The 18667-nt window shown below is 70.0% G+C and carries 22 protein-coding genes; 13 read left to right on the top strand and 9 right to left on the bottom strand.

All coding sequences use genetic code 11. The annotated features are described in order from the left end of the window. Positions 1 to 164: 164 nt before the first annotated feature. Positions 165 to 1697, bottom strand: a complete 1533-nt coding sequence (locus CVO96_RS18075; protein WP_165795426.1) for an HD-GYP domain-containing protein — start codon at positions 1695 to 1697, stop codon at positions 165 to 167. Positions 1698 to 2339: 642 nt separating this feature from the next. On the opposite strand from CVO96_RS18075, the gene CVO96_RS21160 reads away from it, so the two are divergent. From CVO96_RS21160 to CVO96_RS18020, 12 genes are all read left to right on the top strand, one after another. Next, positions 2340 to 2516 carry a hypothetical protein gene (locus tag CVO96_RS21160; RefSeq protein ID WP_165795425.1) on the top strand — a complete coding sequence of 59 codons (177 nt, stop codon included), beginning with the start codon at positions 2340 to 2342 and terminating at the stop codon, positions 2514 to 2516. A gap of 407 nt (positions 2517 to 2923) precedes the next feature. Next, positions 2924 to 3610, top strand: a complete 687-nt coding sequence (locus CVO96_RS18070; RefSeq protein ID WP_103313831.1) for an urease subunit beta — start codon at positions 2924 to 2926, stop codon at positions 3608 to 3610. A gap of 49 nt (positions 3611 to 3659) precedes the next feature. Beyond that, entirely contained in the window at positions 3660 to 5381 is a 1722-nt protein-coding gene (gene ureC, locus CVO96_RS18065) for an urease subunit alpha (protein WP_103313830.1), read from the top strand. 59 nt (positions 5382 to 5440) lie between these two features. After that, a complete protein-coding gene (locus CVO96_RS18060; protein ID WP_103313829.1) occupies positions 5441 to 5887 on the top strand; it encodes a hypothetical protein in 447 nt (148 codons plus the stop codon). Then, entirely contained in the window at positions 5884 to 6087 is a 204-nt protein-coding gene (locus tag CVO96_RS18055) for a hypothetical protein (RefSeq protein WP_103313828.1), read from the top strand. Before CVO96_RS18060 ends, CVO96_RS18055 begins: the two co-directional genes overlap by 4 nt. Before the next feature lie 6 nt (positions 6088 to 6093). Continuing rightward, positions 6094 to 6591, top strand: coding sequence for a hydrogenase maturation nickel metallochaperone HypA/HybF (locus CVO96_RS18050; protein ID WP_103313827.1), 498 nt, complete (start codon positions 6094 to 6096; stop codon positions 6589 to 6591). A gap of 18 nt (positions 6592 to 6609) precedes the next feature. Continuing rightward, positions 6610 to 7275, top strand: coding sequence for a hydrogenase nickel incorporation protein HypB (hypB, locus tag CVO96_RS18045; RefSeq protein WP_103313826.1), 666 nt, complete (start codon positions 6610 to 6612; stop codon positions 7273 to 7275). Continuing rightward, positions 7276 to 7479, top strand: a complete 204-nt coding sequence (locus CVO96_RS18040) for a DUF433 domain-containing protein (RefSeq protein WP_103313825.1) — start codon at positions 7276 to 7278, stop codon at positions 7477 to 7479. 154 nt (positions 7480 to 7633) lie between these two features. Then, on the top strand, positions 7634 to 8092 hold the full coding sequence (gene ureE, locus CVO96_RS18035) for an urease accessory protein UreE (RefSeq protein WP_103313824.1): 459 nt from the start codon (positions 7634 to 7636) through the stop codon (positions 8090 to 8092). After that, complete coding sequence (locus CVO96_RS18030; RefSeq protein WP_103313823.1) at positions 8089 to 8772, top strand: urease accessory protein UreF; 684 nt, start codon at positions 8089 to 8091, stop codon at positions 8770 to 8772. The genes ureE and CVO96_RS18030 overlap by 4 nt, the downstream gene beginning before the upstream one ends. A 120-nt stretch (positions 8773 to 8892) precedes the next feature. Then, positions 8893 to 9561 carry an urease accessory protein UreG gene (gene ureG, locus CVO96_RS18025; protein ID WP_165795424.1) on the top strand — a complete coding sequence of 223 codons (669 nt, stop codon included), beginning with the start codon at positions 8893 to 8895 and terminating at the stop codon, positions 9559 to 9561. Between the two features lie 47 nt (positions 9562 to 9608). Then, positions 9609 to 10358, top strand: coding sequence for an urease accessory protein UreD (locus tag CVO96_RS18020; RefSeq protein WP_243398498.1), 750 nt, complete (start codon positions 9609 to 9611; stop codon positions 10356 to 10358). Here the strand turns inward: CVO96_RS18020 and CVO96_RS18015 are convergent. The 8 genes from CVO96_RS18015 to CVO96_RS17980 all read right to left on the bottom strand — a co-directional run bounded on the left by CVO96_RS18015 (position 10317) and on the right by CVO96_RS17980 (position 16292). After that, complete coding sequence (locus CVO96_RS18015) at positions 10317 to 11033, bottom strand: alpha/beta hydrolase (RefSeq protein WP_103313821.1); 717 nt, start codon at positions 11031 to 11033, stop codon at positions 10317 to 10319. The genes CVO96_RS18020 and CVO96_RS18015 overlap by 42 nt on opposite strands. Continuing rightward, entirely contained in the window at positions 11030 to 11902 is an 873-nt protein-coding gene (locus tag CVO96_RS18010) for a VOC family protein (RefSeq protein WP_103313820.1), read from the bottom strand. The genes CVO96_RS18015 and CVO96_RS18010 overlap by 4 nt, the downstream gene beginning before the upstream one ends. A gap of 21 nt (positions 11903 to 11923) precedes the next feature. After that, a complete protein-coding gene (locus CVO96_RS18005; RefSeq protein WP_103313819.1) occupies positions 11924 to 12364 on the bottom strand; it encodes a DoxX family protein in 441 nt (146 codons plus the stop codon). Between the two features lie 61 nt (positions 12365 to 12425). Continuing rightward, entirely contained in the window at positions 12426 to 12878 is a 453-nt protein-coding gene (locus CVO96_RS18000) for a MarR family winged helix-turn-helix transcriptional regulator (RefSeq protein ID WP_103313818.1), read from the bottom strand. 141 nt (positions 12879 to 13019) lie between these two features. After that, complete coding sequence (locus tag CVO96_RS17995; protein ID WP_165795423.1) at positions 13020 to 13646, bottom strand: TetR/AcrR family transcriptional regulator; 627 nt, start codon at positions 13644 to 13646, stop codon at positions 13020 to 13022. Then, positions 13639 to 14130 carry an SRPBCC family protein gene (locus CVO96_RS17990; protein ID WP_103313816.1) on the bottom strand — a complete coding sequence of 164 codons (492 nt, stop codon included), beginning with the start codon at positions 14128 to 14130 and terminating at the stop codon, positions 13639 to 13641. The genes CVO96_RS17995 and CVO96_RS17990 overlap by 8 nt, the downstream gene beginning before the upstream one ends. A 7-nt stretch (positions 14131 to 14137) precedes the next feature. Continuing rightward, positions 14138 to 14944 (bottom strand): N-acyl homoserine lactonase family protein, encoded by an 807-nt coding sequence (locus tag CVO96_RS17985; RefSeq protein WP_207795373.1) that lies wholly within the window; start codon positions 14942 to 14944, stop codon positions 14138 to 14140. 334 nt (positions 14945 to 15278) lie between these two features. Beyond that, positions 15279 to 16292: an NADP-dependent oxidoreductase gene (locus CVO96_RS17980; RefSeq protein WP_103313814.1), complete on the bottom strand. Its 1014-nt coding sequence runs from the start codon at positions 16290 to 16292 to the stop codon at positions 15279 to 15281. A gap of 93 nt (positions 16293 to 16385) precedes the next feature. Between CVO96_RS17980 and CVO96_RS17975 the strand changes: the two genes are divergently transcribed. Continuing rightward, the gene (locus CVO96_RS17975; RefSeq protein WP_103313813.1) at positions 16386 to 18542 is read left to right on the top strand and encodes a molybdopterin-dependent oxidoreductase; all 2157 of its coding nucleotides are present in this window, start codon (positions 16386 to 16388) and stop codon (positions 18540 to 18542) included. The last annotated feature ends 125 nt before the right edge of the window (positions 18543 to 18667 follow it).

The raw sequence follows: 18667 nt of genomic DNA, 5'->3' as shown, positions 1-18667 counted from the left end.
AGCCCAGTGGGGCCCGGCCAGCACGTCGTCAGCACGGTGGCATCGGCCGTGCGGGTCAGGGAGGAGGGCCGCGTCAATCCCACGCGACGCGTTCAGCGGAAAGCTCCCCGGGGGGGGTGTGGCCCCCACCGGGTCAAGGCGCCGCGCCGACCACCCCCTGCCGATCACTCTGCGTCCAGATCCAGGGTCAGGAAGGCGGCCACGGCCTGCGGATCAAACTGACGTCCACTCTGGCTGCGCAGCTCCTCCCGGGCCTGCTGCGGGCTCCACGCGGCTTTGTAGGGCCGCACGCTGGTCAGGGCGTCATAGGTGTCGACCACGCTGAACAGCCGGGCCAGATACCCGATCCGGTCATGCGCCAGCCCATGAGGGTAGCCGGAGCCGTCCCAGCGTTCGTGGTGATGGAGGATCACGTCCAGCGCCTCGGCCGGCAGGCTGGGCAGCCGGGCGGCCAGATCGTACCCGAGTTGAGGATGGCGGCGGATCCAGGTCCACTCGGCCTCGTTCAGGGCGCCGGATTTAAGAAGCACCTGATCCGGCAGGGCGATCTTGCCCAGGTCGTGCAGCAGCGCCCCCAGGTGCAGCGCTTCGAGCAGATCCGGCGGAAGTCTGAGCGCCTCGCCGAGCCGGCCCGCCAGTCCCGCCACCCGCTGGGTATGGCCGCGGGTCTCCAGATCCCGCGCCTCCAGCACGACGCCCACCATCTCCAGCGCGTGATTGCGCGCCGCACGGAGCCGCACTTCTTCAGTGGCGCGGATGGTGGCATAGTGAACCCGCTCAGCCACGCCCCGCAGCGCGGTCGAGGCCAGCGGTTGAGGGCGCGGCGGGCCCGTCCAGATCAGCCCGATCAGCCGTGGCCCGCAGACCTCGGAAATTGTGCTGGGCGAGGCGAAGCCCAGGGTGCCCAGCACCTCCGCTAAGCCCTGCTCGTCGGCGGGAGCGGGCACCCGCAGGCGGCGGCCCAGCACGTCCAGATGGAGGCCGTCGCTGATGAAGGCGTCGGCCGCCCCGAAGCCGCTGACCGTCTCGTGCAGCCCGGTGGTGAGCAGCAGTTCAGGATCCTGTATGGGCCGGAGGGTCTCGCCCAGGTGAGCGATCACCCGCAGGGCATGGTGCTCCTCGAGCAGTCCCGGTGCCTGTGCCTGAGCTTCCTCCAGCAGGCTGCCCAGCCAGGTGCCCAGGGCGGGTGGCAGGGACGGCGGGCGGCCGTGTGGGGTGAAGCCGTCGAGGTTGAGGTGGGCCCGAACCTGACCGTCCAGGGCGATGGGCAGCAGCACATTCCAGCGCAGCTCGGCGAGGCTGGCCTGTGCCCGCAGCGTCTCGAAGTGGGCCAGGGGCGGGAACATCCGTTCGATGGCGGCCAGGTGGGCGTGCAGCGCCTCACCCTCGAGGCTGCGCGGCACCCCCCGCCGCCACAGGTCGTCGCCCTGACCGTACCAGGCGCGCTCGGTGTAGGTGGGCAGCGCCAGTCCGCGCAGGTGAACCGGATAGCCGGCGACCGCCCGCACGCTGAAGTGCGAGCCGCTCCGGATCGCCAGGGACGCGCGCTGCACGCCTGGAAGCACGGTGCACAGCGCCTGCAGCACCTCGTCCCAGCAGCGGTCAAGGTGCGCCGGGTCGCCGGCGTGCAGGGCGGTTCGGACGTCCTGGAAGGCGCTGGCGAGGTCGGGGGGTGCGGGCAGGGCGGTGGACGTCATAGAGAGGAAGGTGCCGGGCAGATCACGAGGTGGCCGCGGCATGGCGGGCCTGGCACGCGGAACACTGTGCCTTGGCCGGGTCAGGCCACGGTCTGCCAGGTGTCCCAGGCGGTTCGCCGCGCCGCCTGGAGAGCGCAGACCGGAGCCGGTATTCCGGTGGCCCTGGAGCACAAACGCGCCCACCGATCCGGACAGCAGGCCGCCCAGCGTCGGCTGCGCGCCCCCCTCACGTCACTGCCGACCCAGCGCTCCGGCCAACCACATGAAGGGGGACACGGACTGGCGGCGTGGCGGAGCGTCGCCACAGGAGCCTGTCCAGGGTGGCGAACGAATCCGAGACCGCATCAGCCGGACAGGATCGAGCAGGACTACCGGCGCCCCATCAGGGCAGGCGATGCGGCCGGCCGCGAGGGTCAGGCGCACGGGGGCGCCGCAGCTCCCCGAGCAGCTCCCCGACCACACCTCTCGTCGGCACTCCCCCTCATTCTTGACCTGACGCGTGCTCGGTTCTCCGCCGCGGAGATCGAGGGAAACCGTGTGCTCGAGTGATGAGGCTGGCCGGCTGGCAGGGCATTCCCAGCCTGGAGTACTTCACCGCAGCCGAAGTTACAGAAAATGTAATCCTGAGCAGTATTGTGTCTCATGAAGAAAAATAAAGATGAGGTGGCCGCGCCCAAGTCCAAGTCTCAACCCAGGCCCAAGACGCAGGAGCGCATCGCCGCCGCGTTGGAGCGGATTGCCGACGCCCTCGATTCTCCAGCGTCCGCGACCACAGCCCCAGCCCCCGAGCGGGTGAAGGCGGCGTCCAGCACCCCCTGAGGCGCAGGGAGTCCGCTCTGTCCGGTCAGATTCGGCGCGGCAGGCAGCGCCGGAGTGTTCACCAGAGGCATACAGCCGAACCTTCGCAGTACCAGAAAGCACCAGACCAACTGGTGTTTGCGCCTCCCTCGCTGATGCCGACCGGTGTCGTGGCTCCGCGCTATGGACCTATGGAAACTCTGCAAGAGGACGCGCTCTATTGCCGGGCTGACCGGAGCGTGGACGGAGACCGCCCGCTGCGACCGGGCCGCAGATGAGCGCACGCCCTACGGCCTGAGCGTCCTGACATTGCAGCGCACCGGGGGCTGACGCTCCGTTGGGGTAGAGAAGGTTCCAGTCTGCCCTCACAATGGGGAATCGTCCCTGGGGCTGCGCGGCCTTCCAGGCGGCGGTGAGGAGGCCCAGCCATGCAACTCACCGAACGCGAACGCGACAAACTCCTGATCTTCACGGCCGCTCAGGTCGCCCGCGCCCGCCGCGAGCGGGGCCTGAAGCTCAACCACCCCGAGGCCGTGGCGCTCATCACCGCCGAGGTGCTGGAGGGCATCAGAGATGGCCGGGGCGTGGCCGACCTGATGGGCTGGGGCGCCACGATCCTGAGCGCCGACGACGTGATGGACGGCGTGCCCGAGCTTATCCACGACATCCAGGTCGAGGGCACCTTCCCGGACGGCACCAAGCTGGTGACCATCCACGACCCCATCCGGGGCGGGCGCAGCGAGGTCGTGCCCGGCGAGTACCTGCTGCAGGACGGCGAGATCGAGCTGAACGCCGGGCGCCCCGTGACGCCGCTGAGGGTCGCCAACACCGCCGACCGGCCCATCCAGGTGGGCAGCCATTTCCACTTCTTCGAGGTCAACGCGGGCCTGCACTTCGACCGCGACAGCGCTTACGGGCAGCGCCTGGACATCCCCGCCGGCACGGCCGTGCGCTTTGAGCCCGGCGAGGAGCGCGACGTGACACTCGTGCCGCTGGGCGGCACCCGGACGGTCTACGGCATGAACGCCCTGGTGAGCGGCGAACTGGACGCCGAGGGAATGAAGGCGGCGGCGCTACAGCGGGCACGGGAGCAGGGATTCGAAGGGGCGGAGTGAGACCCCGCACCGGTCTGTTGGCCCTCTGCCCCCCCGCAGGAGGCTGCCCATGCGCGTGACCCGCCGCCAGTACGCCGACCTGTACGGCCCGACCACCGGCGACCGCGTGCGGCTGGGCGACACGGGCCTGCTGATCGAGGTCGAGCGCGACCACACCACCTACGGCGAGGAGGTCAAGTTCGGCGGCGGCAAGGTCATCCGCGACGGGCTGGGGCAGAGCAGCGCCGCGACCCGCGCCGATCCGGACGTGCCCGATCTGGTCATCACCAATGCGCTGATCCTCGACCACTGGGGTGTCGTGAAGGCCGACGTGGGCGTGAAAGACGGGCGAATCACGGCCATAGGCAAGGCGGGGAATCCGGGCACCCAGGACGGGGTGAGCCGGGGGCTGACCATCGGGGCCAGCACCGAGATCATCGCGGGCGAGGGGCACATCCTGACCGCCGGCGGGGTGGACACCCACATCCACTTCATCGCGCCGCAGCAGTGCTGGGCGGCGCTGGAGTCGGGCGTGACCACCATGATCGGTGGCGGCACCGGCCCCACGGCGGGCACCAGCGCGACCACCTGCACGCCGGGCGAGTGGCATATCTGGCGGATGCTCGAAAGCCTCGCCGGTCTGCCGCTGAACTTCGGGCTGCTGGGCAAGGGCAACGCCAGCACCGAGCCTCCGCTGGCCGAGCAGATCCGCGCCGGGGCGCTGGGCCTCAAGCTGCACGAGGACTGGGGCACCACGCCCGCCGCCATCCACGCCGCCCTCAGTGTGGCCGAACGGTACGACGTGCAGGTCGCCATCCACACCGATACGCTGAACGAGTCGGGCTTCGTCGAGGACTCCATCCGGGCCTTTGCCGGGCGCACCATCCACACCTTCCACACCGAGGGGGCGGGCGGCGGGCACGCGCCGGACATCATCCGGGTGGCGGGGCTGCCGAACGTGCTCCCCAGTTCGACCAACCCGACCATGCCGTTCACGGTGAACACGCTTCACGAGCACCTCGACATGCTGATGGTGTGCCACCACCTCTCGCCGCGGATTCCCGAGGACGTCTCTTTTGCCGAGAGCCGCATCCGCCCCGAGACGATCGCCGCCGAGGACGTGCTGCACGACCTGGGCGTGTTCTCCATGATGAGCAGCGACTCGCAGGCGATGGGCCGGGTGGGCGAGGTCATCACGCGCACGTGGCAGACGGCCCACAAGATGAAGCGGCAGCGCGGCCCGCTGGAGATTCCCGGCCTGGGCAGCGACTCCCGCGCCGACAACCTGCGGGCGCGGCGCTACGTCGCCAAGTACACCATCAATCCGGCCATCGCCCACGGCATCGCACACGAGGTCGGCTCGGTGGAGGTCGGCAAGCTGGCCGATCTGGTGCTCTGGAAACCGGCGTTTTTCGGGGCCAAGACCGCGCTTGTTCTCAAGGGCGGCCTGGTGGTCGCCGCGCAGATGGGCGACGCGAACGCCTCCATTCCCACGCCGCAACCCGTCTACCCGCGCCCCATGTTCGCCGCCCACGGGGGCGGGATGGACGCGACCTGCCTGCATTTCGTCTCGGCGGTCAGTCTGGAGGAGGGAGGGTTGCCCGAGCTGGGCCGCCGCTACAGCGCGGTGAAGGGCACCCGCACCATCGGCAAGGCGGACATGATCCTGAACGCCGGAACGCCCGACATCCACGTCAACCCCGAGACCTATGAGGTGCGCGTGGACGGCGAACTGGTGACCTGCGAGCCGCTGGACGACTTGCCGCTTGCGCAGAAGTATTTCCTGTTCTGAGAGGAAAGTGCGACCAGCACAGCAAGGCGCACAAAAACCACCCCTGCTAGACTGTCCGCATGACCCACTTTCCCGATGACTTCCGCGATTTTCTGGAAGCGCTGAGGGAGCGAGAGGTGCGGTTCATCGTGGCCGGAGCTTTCGCGCTGGCGGCGCACGGCCACCCGCGATACACCAGGGATCTGGACGTGTGGGTCGAGGTCGAACCCGGGAACGCCGAGAGGATCGTGGCCGCCCTGCAGGATTTTGGGATGGGCAGCTTGGGCCTGACGCAAGCAGATTTTCTTTCGGAGAACATGGTCATCCAGTTGGGCTATGAGCCCAATCGCATTGATCTGCTGACCACACTCGACGGGGTGTCGTTTGGAGAGGCTTACCCACGGCGGGTCATGCTCAAACTCGCGGATTGCACCGCTCCCGTTCTCGATCTGGACACCCTGAGAACCAACAAACGAGCGACTGGCCGTGTGCGAGATCTGGCCGATCTGGAGGAGTTGGGCGAATGACGAAACGCGTCATGACCGTTCACAAGTACCGCCTCGGTGAGGAACCGCCCGAGCGCGACTACTGGCTGACCCGCACGATGGAAGAGCGCGTGATGGAAGTCTTCCGGCTGCGGGCCATGTGGGGCGCGGACAGGGAGCCCATGGTGCGCGAGGTGACCAGCATCCACCGGCTGGGGGAGAAGGGGCGCAGGGCGCCGTGAGCCCCCGTGCATGAAGCCTCCATCGCCCTCGCGCTGATTGACGTGGCGAACGACGTGCTGCGCGAACACGGCGCGGCGCGGGCCCAGGGGTTGACCGTGAGGATCGGCCAGTGGTCGAGCGTGGTGCCGGAAGCTCTACAGGCAGCCTTTCCCGCCTGCGCCCTGGGTACCGGGTTGGAGGGCGCCCGCCTGAGCATCGTGACTGTGCCCGGCGTGGGCGAGTGCAGGGCCCACGGCGCCGTCGAGCTGGAGCTGACACGCGGCCTGCGCTGCCCCCTCTGCGGTCTGCCCACGCCGATGCTGCTCCAGGGAGACGAACTGGAGCTGGATGAGGTGGAGTTGGTTCCTGGGCTGACGGGCTCTGAACTGATCCGAGCAGCGCCCGAACTGCCAGCACCCGAACTGCCAGCACCCGGACTGACGGACGAGGAGTTCGCCGAGGTTGAGAAGTTGATTGAGCGTGACAGAAGCCCGCAACCAGACCGAGATATTGATTTCGACTGAAGCCGGAAAGGAGCTCACATGACGACACCTGAATCGGCTGCCCCCCGCATCGTCACCGTGCGCCAGCACATCCTCAAAGCCAACGACCAGACGGCCGCGCTGAACCGGCAGACCTTCCAGGCGGCGGGCGTGCGGGCCATCAACCTGGTCTCCAGCCCCGGCGCGGGCAAGACGGCGCTGCTGGAACGCACGCTGCGAGACCTCTGCGGTTCACTTCGGATGGGCGTGGCGGTGGGCGACCTCGCCACCGACAACGACGCGGCCCGCCTGCGACAGTGGGGCGTGCAGGCGGAGCAGATCGTCACCGGCACGGTCTGCCACCTCGACGCCGCGATGGTGCGGGGCGTGCTGGAACGCTTCGACCTCGGCTCCCTGGACGTGCTGTTCCTGGAGAACGTCGGGAATCTGGTGTGCCCCTCCTCCTACGACCTGGGCGAGGCCGCCCGCGCCGTGCTGATCTCCACCACCGAGGGCGAGGACAAGCCGCTGAAGTACCCCACCATGTTCAACACCGCCGACGTGGTGGTGGTCACGAAGATGGATCTGGCCCAGGCCGTGGACTTCGACCTGGCCCTATGCCGTGAGAACATCGACCGGGCGCGGCCGGGGGTGCCGGTCATCGAGCTGAGCAGCAAGCGGGGGACGGGGCTGACGGCGTGGTTTGACTTTGTGCGGGGGGCGTAGATGCTGCATGGACGTATCGTGACTGTCCCGGACGTGTGCAGCGGCCGCCCCACCGTGCGCGGCACGAGAATCACGGTGCGAACCGTACTGGATTTTCTGGCTGCCGGGGACATGGTGGAGGACGTTCTGGAGGGCTATCCGAATCTGACCCGTGAGGACGTGCTGGCCTGTCTGGCGTACGCGCCCGCGGACGAAACGCCGTGACTCGCCAAATTGGCACTGCCGCGCGTTCACGCCCGTGTGGACGGCGACGGCCAGAACCCTTCCCGCACCTCCACCCGGCTGTCATCCTGATTGACCTGTTCAGAGTTCATTGCGACGCCTCTTCACTCTGCCCAGCGTACAGGCCATCCCTCCCATGACCCGCCTCTCCCACCTGCGCCGCCCGCTGCTCGGCGTGTCCACCACGCCAGAAGGAGTGTCCGGCGCCGTCGTCCCCGTGCCCATGACCGCCACCGACCGCCGCCGGGTGCGCCGCCGCCTGAGCGCGCCCGACGGAGCGGAACTGCTGCTCGCCCTGCCGACCGGAACGGTGCTCACTCCCGGCACCGTGCTGGAGGTGCGTGGGGACGTGTCGTACGTCGTTGCTGCAGCTCCCGAGGACGTGGCGGTCGTCCGGCCACGCACCATGCTGGAAGCGGCGGCAGTAGCGCACGCCGTCGGCAACCTGCACCGCGATTTCGTGACGGCCGGGGACGGTGTGTTTCTGGCCCTCTGGGACGCGCCGCTGAACCTGCTGCTGACGCGCCTGGGCGTGCCGTTCACCCGCGAGACCCGCCCCTTCCACGGCCGCCCCGCCTGGGATCACGAAGGATGAGCACCCTGCCTTCTGCCATCGGCCTTCCGCCACCCGCCTCCCTGCTGAGGCTGCTCCAGCTCTCGGACTCCGCGTTTCCCACGGGCGCGTACGCCTTCAGCGACGGCCTCGAAACCCTGACCACGCGCGGCGAGGTGCGCTCGGCCGCCGACCTCACCGCTTTCCTGCAGGGGCAGCTCGCCCACGGCTGGGGCCCCCAGGACGCCCCCGCCTGCGCGCTGGCCTGGGGAGCGGACGTGGGCACGCTGGCCGAGCTGGACGCGCTGCTGGACGACCTCAAGCTGGTACAGGGGCCACGCGAGGCGAGCACCCGGATCGGCGCCAGCCTGCGCCGCGCCGCCCTGCACCTGTGGCCGGAGGTCGGAGCGACCCTCCCGCCGACCCGCCACCACGCGGTCACGTTCGGGGCGCTGGCGGGCGCGCTGGGCGTCTCCAGGCCGGACGCCGTCACCGCCTACGTCAGCTCGTGGCTGCTGGGCCGCGCGACCTCCGCCACGCGCCTGATGCGGCTGGGCGGGCTGGACGCGCAGCGCTGTGCCTCGCAGTGCGCCGTGGCCGCACAGACCTGCATCGACGCCGCCCTGAGCGCCACCCCGGGCGACCTCGCCGGCTTCACGCCGCTGCTCGACCTCGCGGCGAGTGAGCAGCCGGGGCTGGACTCGCGGCTGTTCCAGACCTGAGGCTCTGAGCGATGAGTCATGAGTCATGAGCTATGAAAAAGTTAGGTTGTTCATAGCTCACAGCCCATAGCTCACAGCTCAGAGCCCCGAATCCGTCCCCCGACCCCTGGAGGAGACCCCATGACCCCACCCCTGGCCCCCCTGAAGATCGGCGTCGGCGGCCCGGTCGGCTCCGGCAAGACGGCGCTGCTCGAAGCGCTGTGCCGCGAGCTGCGCGACCGCTACGAGCTGGCGGTGATCACCAACGACATCTACACCTTCGAGGATCAGCGCATTCTCACCGAGGCCGCCGCCCTGAGCCCAGGGCGCATCCGGGGCGTGCAGACCGGCGGCTGTCCGCACACCGCCATCCGTGAGGACGCCTCGCTCAATCAGGAGGCCGTGCGGGCGCTGCAGACCGAGTATCCGGGCCTCGAACTGCTGTTCATCGAGTCGGGGGGCGACAACCTGGCCAGCAGTTTCTCGCCCGAACTGGTGGACGCCTGGATCTTCGTGCTGGACGTGTCGGGCGGTGAGAAGGTGCCGCGCAAGGGGGGCCCCGGCGTCCGCCACAGCGACCTGCTGGTCATCAACAAGACCGATCTGGCGCCGCACGTGGGCGCCGACCTGGGCGTGATGGACGCCGACGCGCGGGCCGGGCGAACCGTTGGGGGCGAGCTTCGCCCCTATGTGTTCACCAACCTGAAGACGGGCGACGGGCTGTCCGACGTGATCGCCTGGATCGAGCACGACCTGCTGTTTCTGGACGTGCCGCCGCCCAGAACCGGGCTTCAGGGGGCGGCCGTCTGAGCCTGCTGGCCCGCACGCGCACCGGCCTCCTGCACCTGCACTTCGGCGTGCGGCGCGGCCAGACCGCGCTGCTGACGGAACTTCAGAAGGCGCCGCTGATGATCGTGCGGCCCTTCACGCTGCCCTGCGGCACGCTGATGGTCTTCATCGTCAACCCCACGGGCGGCGTGCTGGGCGGCGACCACAGCGAGATCCGGGTGCGGGTGGATTCCGGGGCGCGGGCGCTGCTGCTCACGCAGTCGGCCACGCGGGTGCAGCCCTCCCCGGACGGGCGCGCGTCCACCCAGGACATCCACTTCGCGGTGGCCCAGGGCGGCCGGCTGGAGTTCTACCCGGAACGCACCCTCCCCTTTGCGGGCAGCGCTTTCCGACAGACCCTGAGGGCCGAACTGGAGGCGGGCGCCGAGCTGGGGGTCACCGAGACCCTGGCCAGTGGGCGGGTGCGGAGCGGCGAGCGGCTGGCCTTCGCGTCCTTCGAGAGCCGCACGCAGGTCGAGGTGGCGGGTCGGCGCGTCTTCCTCGACCGCCAGACCCTCAGACCCGCCGAGCACACCCGCGCGCCGGGCATCTGGGGCGAGCAGGATTACGCGGCGTCGGGCGTCTTCGTGGGTGGGGGAGAGGTCGGATCCTTTCCGGCCGTCCTGGGCCGGCTGGCGACCGGTCGCACCGCCGGCGGGGCCGTGTGGCTGCGCGGGGCGGCCCCCCGTGGCCCGGAGCTGGACGCTGCGCTGCACGCGGCCAGGGAGGCGCTGCGCTCAGCGCTGTTCGGGGCGCCCCCCCTCCAGGTTCGGCGCTGAGACCGGTTGGGGGACGGCGCCGGTTCCCTCGGCCAGCCGCGCCGCGAGCCAGGCGTTCAGGTCGGCGATCTCCGCCGCGCTGACCTCGTGGCCCATCTCGTACTCGTGGTAGCTCAGCCTCACGCCCAGTTCCGACAGCAGCGTGCGGCTGGCGCGGCCGTGGTGGATCCCCAGCTTGGCGTCGTGGACGCCGTGGCCGACGAAGACCGGCAGGCGGGCGAGGTCGGCGCCGGCGGCGAAGGTGGGCCGCGCCTCGGGCAGGATCCGCCCCGAGAGCATGACCAGACCCGCGACCAGCTCTGGGCGCGAGAGGGCCAGACTGGCGCCCATGATCGCGCCCTGCGAGAAGCCCAGCACGTAGATCCGTGCCGGGTCGAGGCCGTACTCAGCTGCCAGCGCCGGGATCAGCTCCGCCAGCGCCTGCCGGCTGGCCTCCGCCTCCTCGGCCACGATCACGGGTTCAGGGGTGAACTGGACGTGGAAAAAGCCGTATCCGCCGGGATGCAGCTCCAGCGGGGCGCGCACGGAGATGATCTGGAAGCGTGGGTCGAGCTGCGCCGCGAGGCCCAGCAGGCTGGTCTCGTTCGCCCCGACCCCGTGCAGCAGGATCAGGGTGGGTGCCCGACCGGGTGCGGGCGTGCGCGGCGGCCGCGTCAGGTGGAACGGCGCGTTCATGCCGCTCCGGCCGTGAAGGTCAGGCGGTTTCCGGCGGGGTCGTCCACGTCCAGCCGCCCAGCGTTCTGAGTGAAGGCCAGGCCCGCCGCCTGCAGCCGCCCGGCCAGAGCGTCCACGTCAGCCGCTGCCGGCAGGATCAGATGGACGCCCTCCAGGCGGGCGCTGCCCTCCGGGGCCGGGGGGCCGCCCGCGCTCTGCCAGGTGTTCAGGCCCAGGTGGTGGTGGTAGCCGCCCACCGAGACGAACAGCGCTCCCGGCCAGCGGGCGACCACGTCGAAGCCCAGCACGGTGCGGTAGAAGCGCTCGCTGGCGGCCACGTCGCCCACCCGCAGATGCACGTGACCCATGACCGTGCCGTCCGGCAGGCCCGTGAAGGGCTGGTCGGCGCCGGGCTCGGCGAGCAGGCCGGGAATGTCGATGGGCTCGCTCGCCATCTGCACCTGATCCAGGTTCCAGCGCCACTCGCCGCGCGGCCGGTCGCGGTAGACCTCGATGCCGTGGCCGTCGGGGTCGTTCAGGTAGAAGGCCTCGCTGACCAGATGGTCGCTCTGGCCGACCCGGATCCCCAGCGCCGCGACGTGCCGCACCCAGCGCCCCAGGTCGGCGCGGCTGGGCAGCAGCACGGCGAAATGGTAGAGGCCGGTCGCGCTGGCCGGGGCGGGGCGGGCGCCGGGATGCCCGCGCAGGCGCAGCAGGGGAGTGGTTCCCTGGCCGAGCGTGGCGCGGTTCCCGGACTGTTCCAGCACCGTCATCCCCAGCGCCTGCCCGTAGAAGGCCACGCTGCGCTGCAGGTCGCTCACGCTGAGTTCGACCGGGCCGATGGAGAGGGTCTTGGGCAGGCGGGCGGGTGGAGTCTGGAACTGGGTCATGGCGGTGCCTCCCTGGGGTGCTCAGCGGCGTGAGAAGCGGAGGGCGTCGAGGCTGAAGCGGCCAGGCCCGGTCAGGGCGAGGGCGACGCTGGCAGCCAGCAGGGCGAGCGGAAATTCCAGCCCGTTCGGCCCGAAGAACCCGGCCTTCAGGTGGACCAGCAGGATCGCTCCCAGCATATTCAGTGCGAGCAGCCCCGCCGCCACACGGGTGAACAGCCCGGCGACCAGCGCGGCGCCGCCGAGCAGTTCGATCAGGGCGATGGCCGGGGCGGCGAGCGCGGGCAGCGGCACCCCCATCCCGGCGAAGGCGCCGGTGGTGCCGGGCAGCGTGAAGATGAACAGCTTCTGGAACCCGTGCGCGATGAAGATGAGGCCGATGACGACGCGCAGGACGGTCAGCGCGAGGTCGAGGCGCTGGACGGAGGAGGCGGGGTGGGGGCGGGCGACGGTCTGGGTGGTCATGGTGGGCCTCCTGGGTGTGAGAACGATAGACGTGGGAACGAATAAATGGCGGGAGGGGCCTTCATGCCGTCGGCGCCCCCTGCAGCAGCGCGAGCAGCGCCTGGAGCTGCTCCGGCTCAAGGTGGGCGAACTGTCGCCCATGCAGTTCGCTCAGCGGCCCGTCGAAGTGGCCGACCAGATCGCGGCCCCGGCCGGACAGGCGGGTCAGCACCACCCGGCGATCCTGCTCGCTGCGGGCACGTTCGACCAGGCCATGCTTCTCCATGCGGTCGAGCAGGCGGGTCACGTCGGGATCCTTGTTGATCAGCCGCGCGCCGATCTCGCCGCAGGTCAGGCCCTGGTCGCCGGCGCCCCGCAGGATCCGCAGCACGTTGAACTGGGTGCTGCTCAGGCCCTGCGCCTTGAAGACCTCCTCGGTCTCGTCACGCAGGCGCAGCGAGAGCCGCTGGAGGGCCAGATAGACGTCGTGTTCCAGGGTGGAGCCTGCGGCGGGTATGTCGGTGGAGCGGGTCATGCGGCGTGGCCTCCGGCCTCAGCGGGCCAGCCGGAATATAGTCGTCATCACGACTGGTGTCAAGACGAGGAAAAAACCTCCTCACGCGTCCATCGCCCTGTCCCCCTGACTGAAGGCCTGAGCACCTCCCGGACGAGCGGTTCACCGCCCTGTGTCTGCCGCCTCCGGCCCCAGCAGCTCCTGAATGAGTCGGTCATGCATCGCCTGCGCTTCCAGACGTTCTGGAAAGTAGCCTGCGAGTTCGAGACTGACCACGCCGTGCGTCGCCACCCAGAGCTTCATCGCCAGATCCTCGCACGGGTGATGGAGCAGCGCCCCGCTCGCCTGCGCTTCCCTGATGCGCTGAATCAGTGGCTGGAGACTCTGCCAGGCACGGAGCTGGGCGGCCGCTGTGGGCTGGAAACCGGGAATGCCCCGTTCGAACATCACCGCGTAGTCCTGCGGATGCTGCAGGGCGAAGGCGCGGTACTGGCGGTTGAGTGCCACGATCCGCTGCAGGGGAGGGTCGGTTCCGCCTGTGGGCACTGCCCGCAGCGCCGCCTCCAGCCGGTCGAAGCCGTCCAGATACAACGCCTCCATCAGGCCGTCTTTTCCTCCGAACAGAGAATAGATGGCGGTGGTCGACGTCCCGGCCTGCTGCGCGATCCGCCGGGTGGATAGCCGGCCCAGGCCCTCCGTGTTCAGCAGGTCACGGGCGATCCCCACGAGGGCAAGCCGCATGGCCTGCTTGCCATGCTGGCGAAGACCAGCGGTCGTGGGATCAGACATGACCTCCATTAGACACCGGCTCTCCGGTCTCGACGAGGCGAACCAGATTGTCCATCACCTCGGGCAGCACCTGACGGAAGGAACGTCCCAGCGCCCGGGCCCACAGCCGGCCCAGCGGTCCGGTGAATCGCACATGGTGCCGGAAACTCAGGGACAGGGGCGTGGTGGACGTGGAGGTGATGGCCCGGCGCACCTGCAGGGCCCCGCCCGGAAGCCGAACCGTATAGGCGTAGGACGTCTGGGGCACGCACTCGGTGAGGGTGAACCGGGACGTTCGCCGGCTGCGGTCGAGCAGTTCGCCGACGGCCCCCTGAACGAACGCGCCGCTGAGCCGGGCTTCCAGCAGAGGCGTGTCCCACGCCGGCCAGCGGGCCACGTCCGTCCAGACCGCCCACAGGCTCGCCGGGGCACAGCCAATCGTCCGGGTACAGGAGAAATCGGCGTCGGTATCGCGGAGTTCGGACATGTCGCGGAGGTCAGGCATGGTGCTCCTAGAGGGAGGTGACCCGCCGCTCGGCCAGCCTGCCCAGAGAGTCGGGGTCGTGGCTGGGCAGCAGCACGGTGGGGTGGGCGGCGACGAAGCGCCGGATCAAGTCCAGGCTGAGCCGGCTGGCCGGGATGTCCTGCACGATCCCCGCCACCTCACGGCGCTGCAGTTGGCCTTCGTCGAACATCGCGTCGCCGACCAGGGCGTAAGTGACGTCGTGGTCGAGGATCAATACCGATTGATGTCCGTAGCTGTGTCCTGGGGTCGGCACCAAGAGAACGTCGTTTGCGCGTGTCAGGGCATGATGCCCTGGGAAGACGCTGTACGGCCCGGAGGCATACTCGATCAGGGACGGGCGCCATCCCGGCGGCCAGAGGGAGGAGACTGCGCCCTGCGGCATGCCCCGGTGCCCGTCAAATTCCCGCCGCGACACCACGGTCTCCGCATCCGGAAAGAAGTTCAGCCCACCGGTATGGTCGAAATGAAGGTGCGTCAGCACCACCCAGCGGACGTCGCGGGCCGACAGGCCAAGCGCCGGCAGCTGCGCGCCCAGCTCGGCACAGGGGTCGATCTGCATCCTGAAATTCTGGCGAATGAACAGGCGGGTCAGGGGGTCGGCAGCCGCGAGATGTCGGCCCAGATCCTGCGCCGCGTGCCGCTCTCCGGTATCGACCACCATGAGCCCTTCCGGATGCTCGATGACCCACGACAGGATGGGCCGGGGCCTCAGCCAGCGGGGATCGGCCATGATCGCGGCCAAGCGCAGTGCGCCCGGTTCACGCAGCCGGTAGTGCGCGGCCTTCAGCGTCACCCAGCCGGTCTGGACGCCGTGAATCTGCAGGCCACTGGCGGTCGTTCTGCTCACCACTGGGGAGGGGCGATCCCTCTCCACGAAGATGTCAGACATGACGACAGAATAACGACGATGCAAATCTGTAACAGTGTTATTCACTGCAACTTGGGCTGGATCGTTGGACGGTTCCCCAGAGGATGGGTGTCTCTCCGGGGTTCACCCCTTTAATCCGGTGCCCCTCGCCACAGGGGTGCAGGTGGTTCGGGTCACCCTTGACGCACGCGGGGATTGGCGCTGCCAGTGGCTGCTGTCCGTCCACACCACTCCGGACAAGACTCAAACCTGCACCCGTTCACAGCCGGACGATCATCTTGCCCGTGTTGCGGCCCTCCAGCAGGCCCATAAATGCCTGGGGGGCCTGCTCGATGCCGTCCACCACGGTCTCCTCGTACTTCAGCTCGCCGCTGGCGATCCAGCCGCCGACCTCGCGCACGAAGTCCGGGTAGTGCCGCGTGTACGACCCGACGATGAAGCCCCTGAGGGTCAGCTGCCGGCCGATGGCGAGCCCCAGGTTGCGCGGGCCGGTCGGCACTTCCGTGGCGTTGTACACGCTGATCGCCCCGCACAGCGCGGCCCGGCCGAAGGGTTTCATGGCCCCGATGGCGGCCTCCAGGTGCTCGCCGCCCACGTTGTCGAAATAGACGTCGATGCCGTCCGGGGCGGCCGAGCGGAGCTTCGGGGCGACCGGGCCGCCCTTGTAGTTGAAGGCGGTGTCGAAGCCCAGCTCGCCGGTCAGCCAGGCGACCTTCTCGTCCGAGCCCGCGCTGCCGACCACGCGCGAGGCCCCCTTCAGGCGGGCGATCTGGCCCACCGCGCTGCCCACGGCCCCCGCCGCGCCCGACACGAACACCGCGTCGCCTTCCTTGAAGGCCGCCACGTCCAGCAGCCCCGCGTAGGCGGTCAGGCCGGGCATCCCCAGCACGCCCAGGTAGGCGCTGGGCGAGACGCCGGGCAGCGGCTCGACCCGGCGGGCCTGCCGCTCGTCCAGCAGGGCGTGCGTGCGCCAGCCCAGGTCGTGCTGCACGAGGTCGCCCGGCTTCAGGGCGTCCACCCCGGAGGCCAGCACCTCGCCCAGCGCGCCGCCGGTCATGGTCTCGCCCAGCGCGAAGGGCGGGGTGTAGGACTTCACGTCGTTCATGCGCCCGCGCATGTAGGGGTCGACCGTCAGGAAGAGGTTGCGCACCAGCACCTGCCCCGCGCCGGGGGCGGCCAGCTCGCGCTCGACCAGCGCGAAATCGCTGTCCTTCGGGGCGCCCTGCGGGCGGGCGACGAGCTGGATTTCACGGGACAGGGAGGCTGAGGTCATGGCCCCACCCTGCACGCCAGCCCCGCTCTCAATTGTGAGTCACCCGACCGGGCAGGCTCCGGCGCATACTGGAGGCAGTCCCGGAGGTATCCCATGACCCACAGCACCAGCCCCGCCGACGGCGTGTACTACCGCGCCTGCAACCTCTGCGAGGCCATCTGCGGCCTGCAGCTCACCGTCCAGGGCGGCCGCGTGACCGACGTGCGCGGCGACCCCGACGACGTCCTCAGCCGCGGCCACATCTGCCCCAAGGGTACGGCGCTGCCCGACCTGCACGCCGACCCGGATCGCCTCAGGCGCCCGCTGCGCCGGGTGGGGCCGCCCGGAGAACAGGCCTGGGAGGAGCTGGAATGGGACGAGGCGCTGGATTACGTCTCGGCCCGATTGCAGGACATCCGGGAGCGTCACGGCCCCGACGCGGTGGCGACCTTCCAGGGCAACCCCTCCGTGCACAACTCGGGCACGCTGCTCTCGGCCGGCGCCTTCCTGAAGGCGATCGGCAGCCGCAACCGCTTCACCGCGACCAGCACGGACCAGCTCCCGCACCACTTCGCGGCCGCCGAGATGTTCGGCCACCCGCTGCTGCTGCCCATCCCCGACATCGACCGCACCGACTTCTTCCTGATGCTGGGCGCCAACCCGCTGGCGAGCAACGGCTCGATCATGACCGCGCCCGGGATGCGGGAGCGCCTGAAGGGGGTGAGGGAGCGCGGCGGGCGGGTGGTGCTGCTCGATCCCCGCCGCACCGAGAGCGCCGCGCACGCCACCGACTTCCATTTCATCCGCCCCGGCACCGACGCGCTGCTGCTGCTGGCGCTGCTGCAGGTGATCTTCGCGGAGGGCCTGGAGAGGCCCGGACACCTGGCGGAGTTCACGGACGGCCTGGACGCTGTTCGGCAGGCCGCCGCGCCCTTCGCGCCCGAGCGGGTCAGCGGGCGAACCGGCGTGCCGGCCGAGGTGATCCGCACCCTGGCGCGCGACTTCGCCGGGGCCGGGCGCGCGGTGGCCTACGGCCGCATCGGCCTGAGCGTGCAGGAGTTCGGCGGCCTGTGCCAGTGGCTCGTGAACGTGCTCAACGTCGTCACCGGGCACTTCGACACGCCCGGCGGCGCGATGTTCCCGGCGCCCGCCTTCGACCTGCTGATGCGCGCGAAGCGGGGCGAGGTGCACCACGGCCGCTTCGCCTCGCGGGTGCGCGGCCTGCCGGAATTCGACGGCGAGCTGCCCAACGTCACGATGGCCGAGGAAATGACCACGCCGGGCGAGGGTCAGGTGCGGGCGCTGGTCACGGTGGCGGGCAACCCGGTGCTGTCCACGCCGGACGGCGCGGGGCTCGACCGGGCGCTGGCCGGGCTGGAGTTCATGGTCAGCATCGACCCCTACCTGAACGAGACGACCCGCCACGCCCACGTGATCCTGCCGCCCGCGACCGGGCTGGAGGTCGCGCACTACGACGTGATCTTCCACCACTTCGCGGTGCGCAACACGGCCCGCTACTCCGAGCCGCTCTTTCCCATCGGGGCCGACCAGCGTTTTGACTTCCAGATCTTCGGCGGCCTGGTTCAGCGCCTGAGCGGCAAGGCGGGCAGTACCCCGGAGCAGCGCCTGGAGCTGGGCCTGAAGCACGGCCCCTACCAGACCAGCCTGGAGGAGCTGCGCGCCCACCCACACGGCATCGACTACGGCCCGCTGCAGCCCTGCCTGCCGGAGCGCCTGCTGAGCGCGGAGGGCCGCCTGAACCTCGCGCCCGCGCCCATGCTGGCCGACCTGGGGCGTCTGGAGGCGTCGCTGGCCGAGTCCACCCCGCCCCTGGTGCTGATCGGCCGCCGGCAGCTGCGCTCCAACAATTCCTGGATGCACAACACGCCCCGCCTGATGCGTGGCCCGCAGCGCTGCACCCTGCTGCTCAACCCCGCCGACGCCGCCGGGCTCGAGGACGGCCAGGAGGTGGTCGTGGAGTCCCGCGTGGGTCAGGTCACGGTGCCCCTCGAACTGACGCCCGACGTGATGCCCGGGGTGGCCTGCCTGCCGCACGGCTTCGGGCACGGGCGCGCCGGCGTGAGGCTGGGGGTGGCCCAGGATCATGCCGGGGTCAGCGTGAACGACCTGACCGACCCGGCGCGCGTGGACAGTCTGACCGGCAACGCGGCGCTCAATGGGGTGCCGGTGAGCGTGCGGGCGGCGGCCGTGCTGGAACCGGCGCCTCTTCAGCAGAGTGTCCAACAGAGTGCCGCCCTGTCGGCCGACTGAGGGCGTCCCTCTGCACCGGCGTCCGGCGTATTCCGACCAAAGTCCATAGCGGGTGAGCGGGCCGGGGCGTGTAATAGAGGGGTCGGACAGTGGCTCAGCTTCTTCTTCCTGCAGGTTCAGTCCTG

This window comes from Deinococcus koreensis (assembly GCF_002901445.1).
Taxonomy (GTDB): Bacteria; Deinococcota; Deinococci; order Deinococcales; family Deinococcaceae; genus Deinococcus; species Deinococcus koreensis.
The sequence above is the reverse complement of the archived record's forward strand: the minus strand, read 5'-3'. Positions and strand labels throughout refer to the sequence as shown.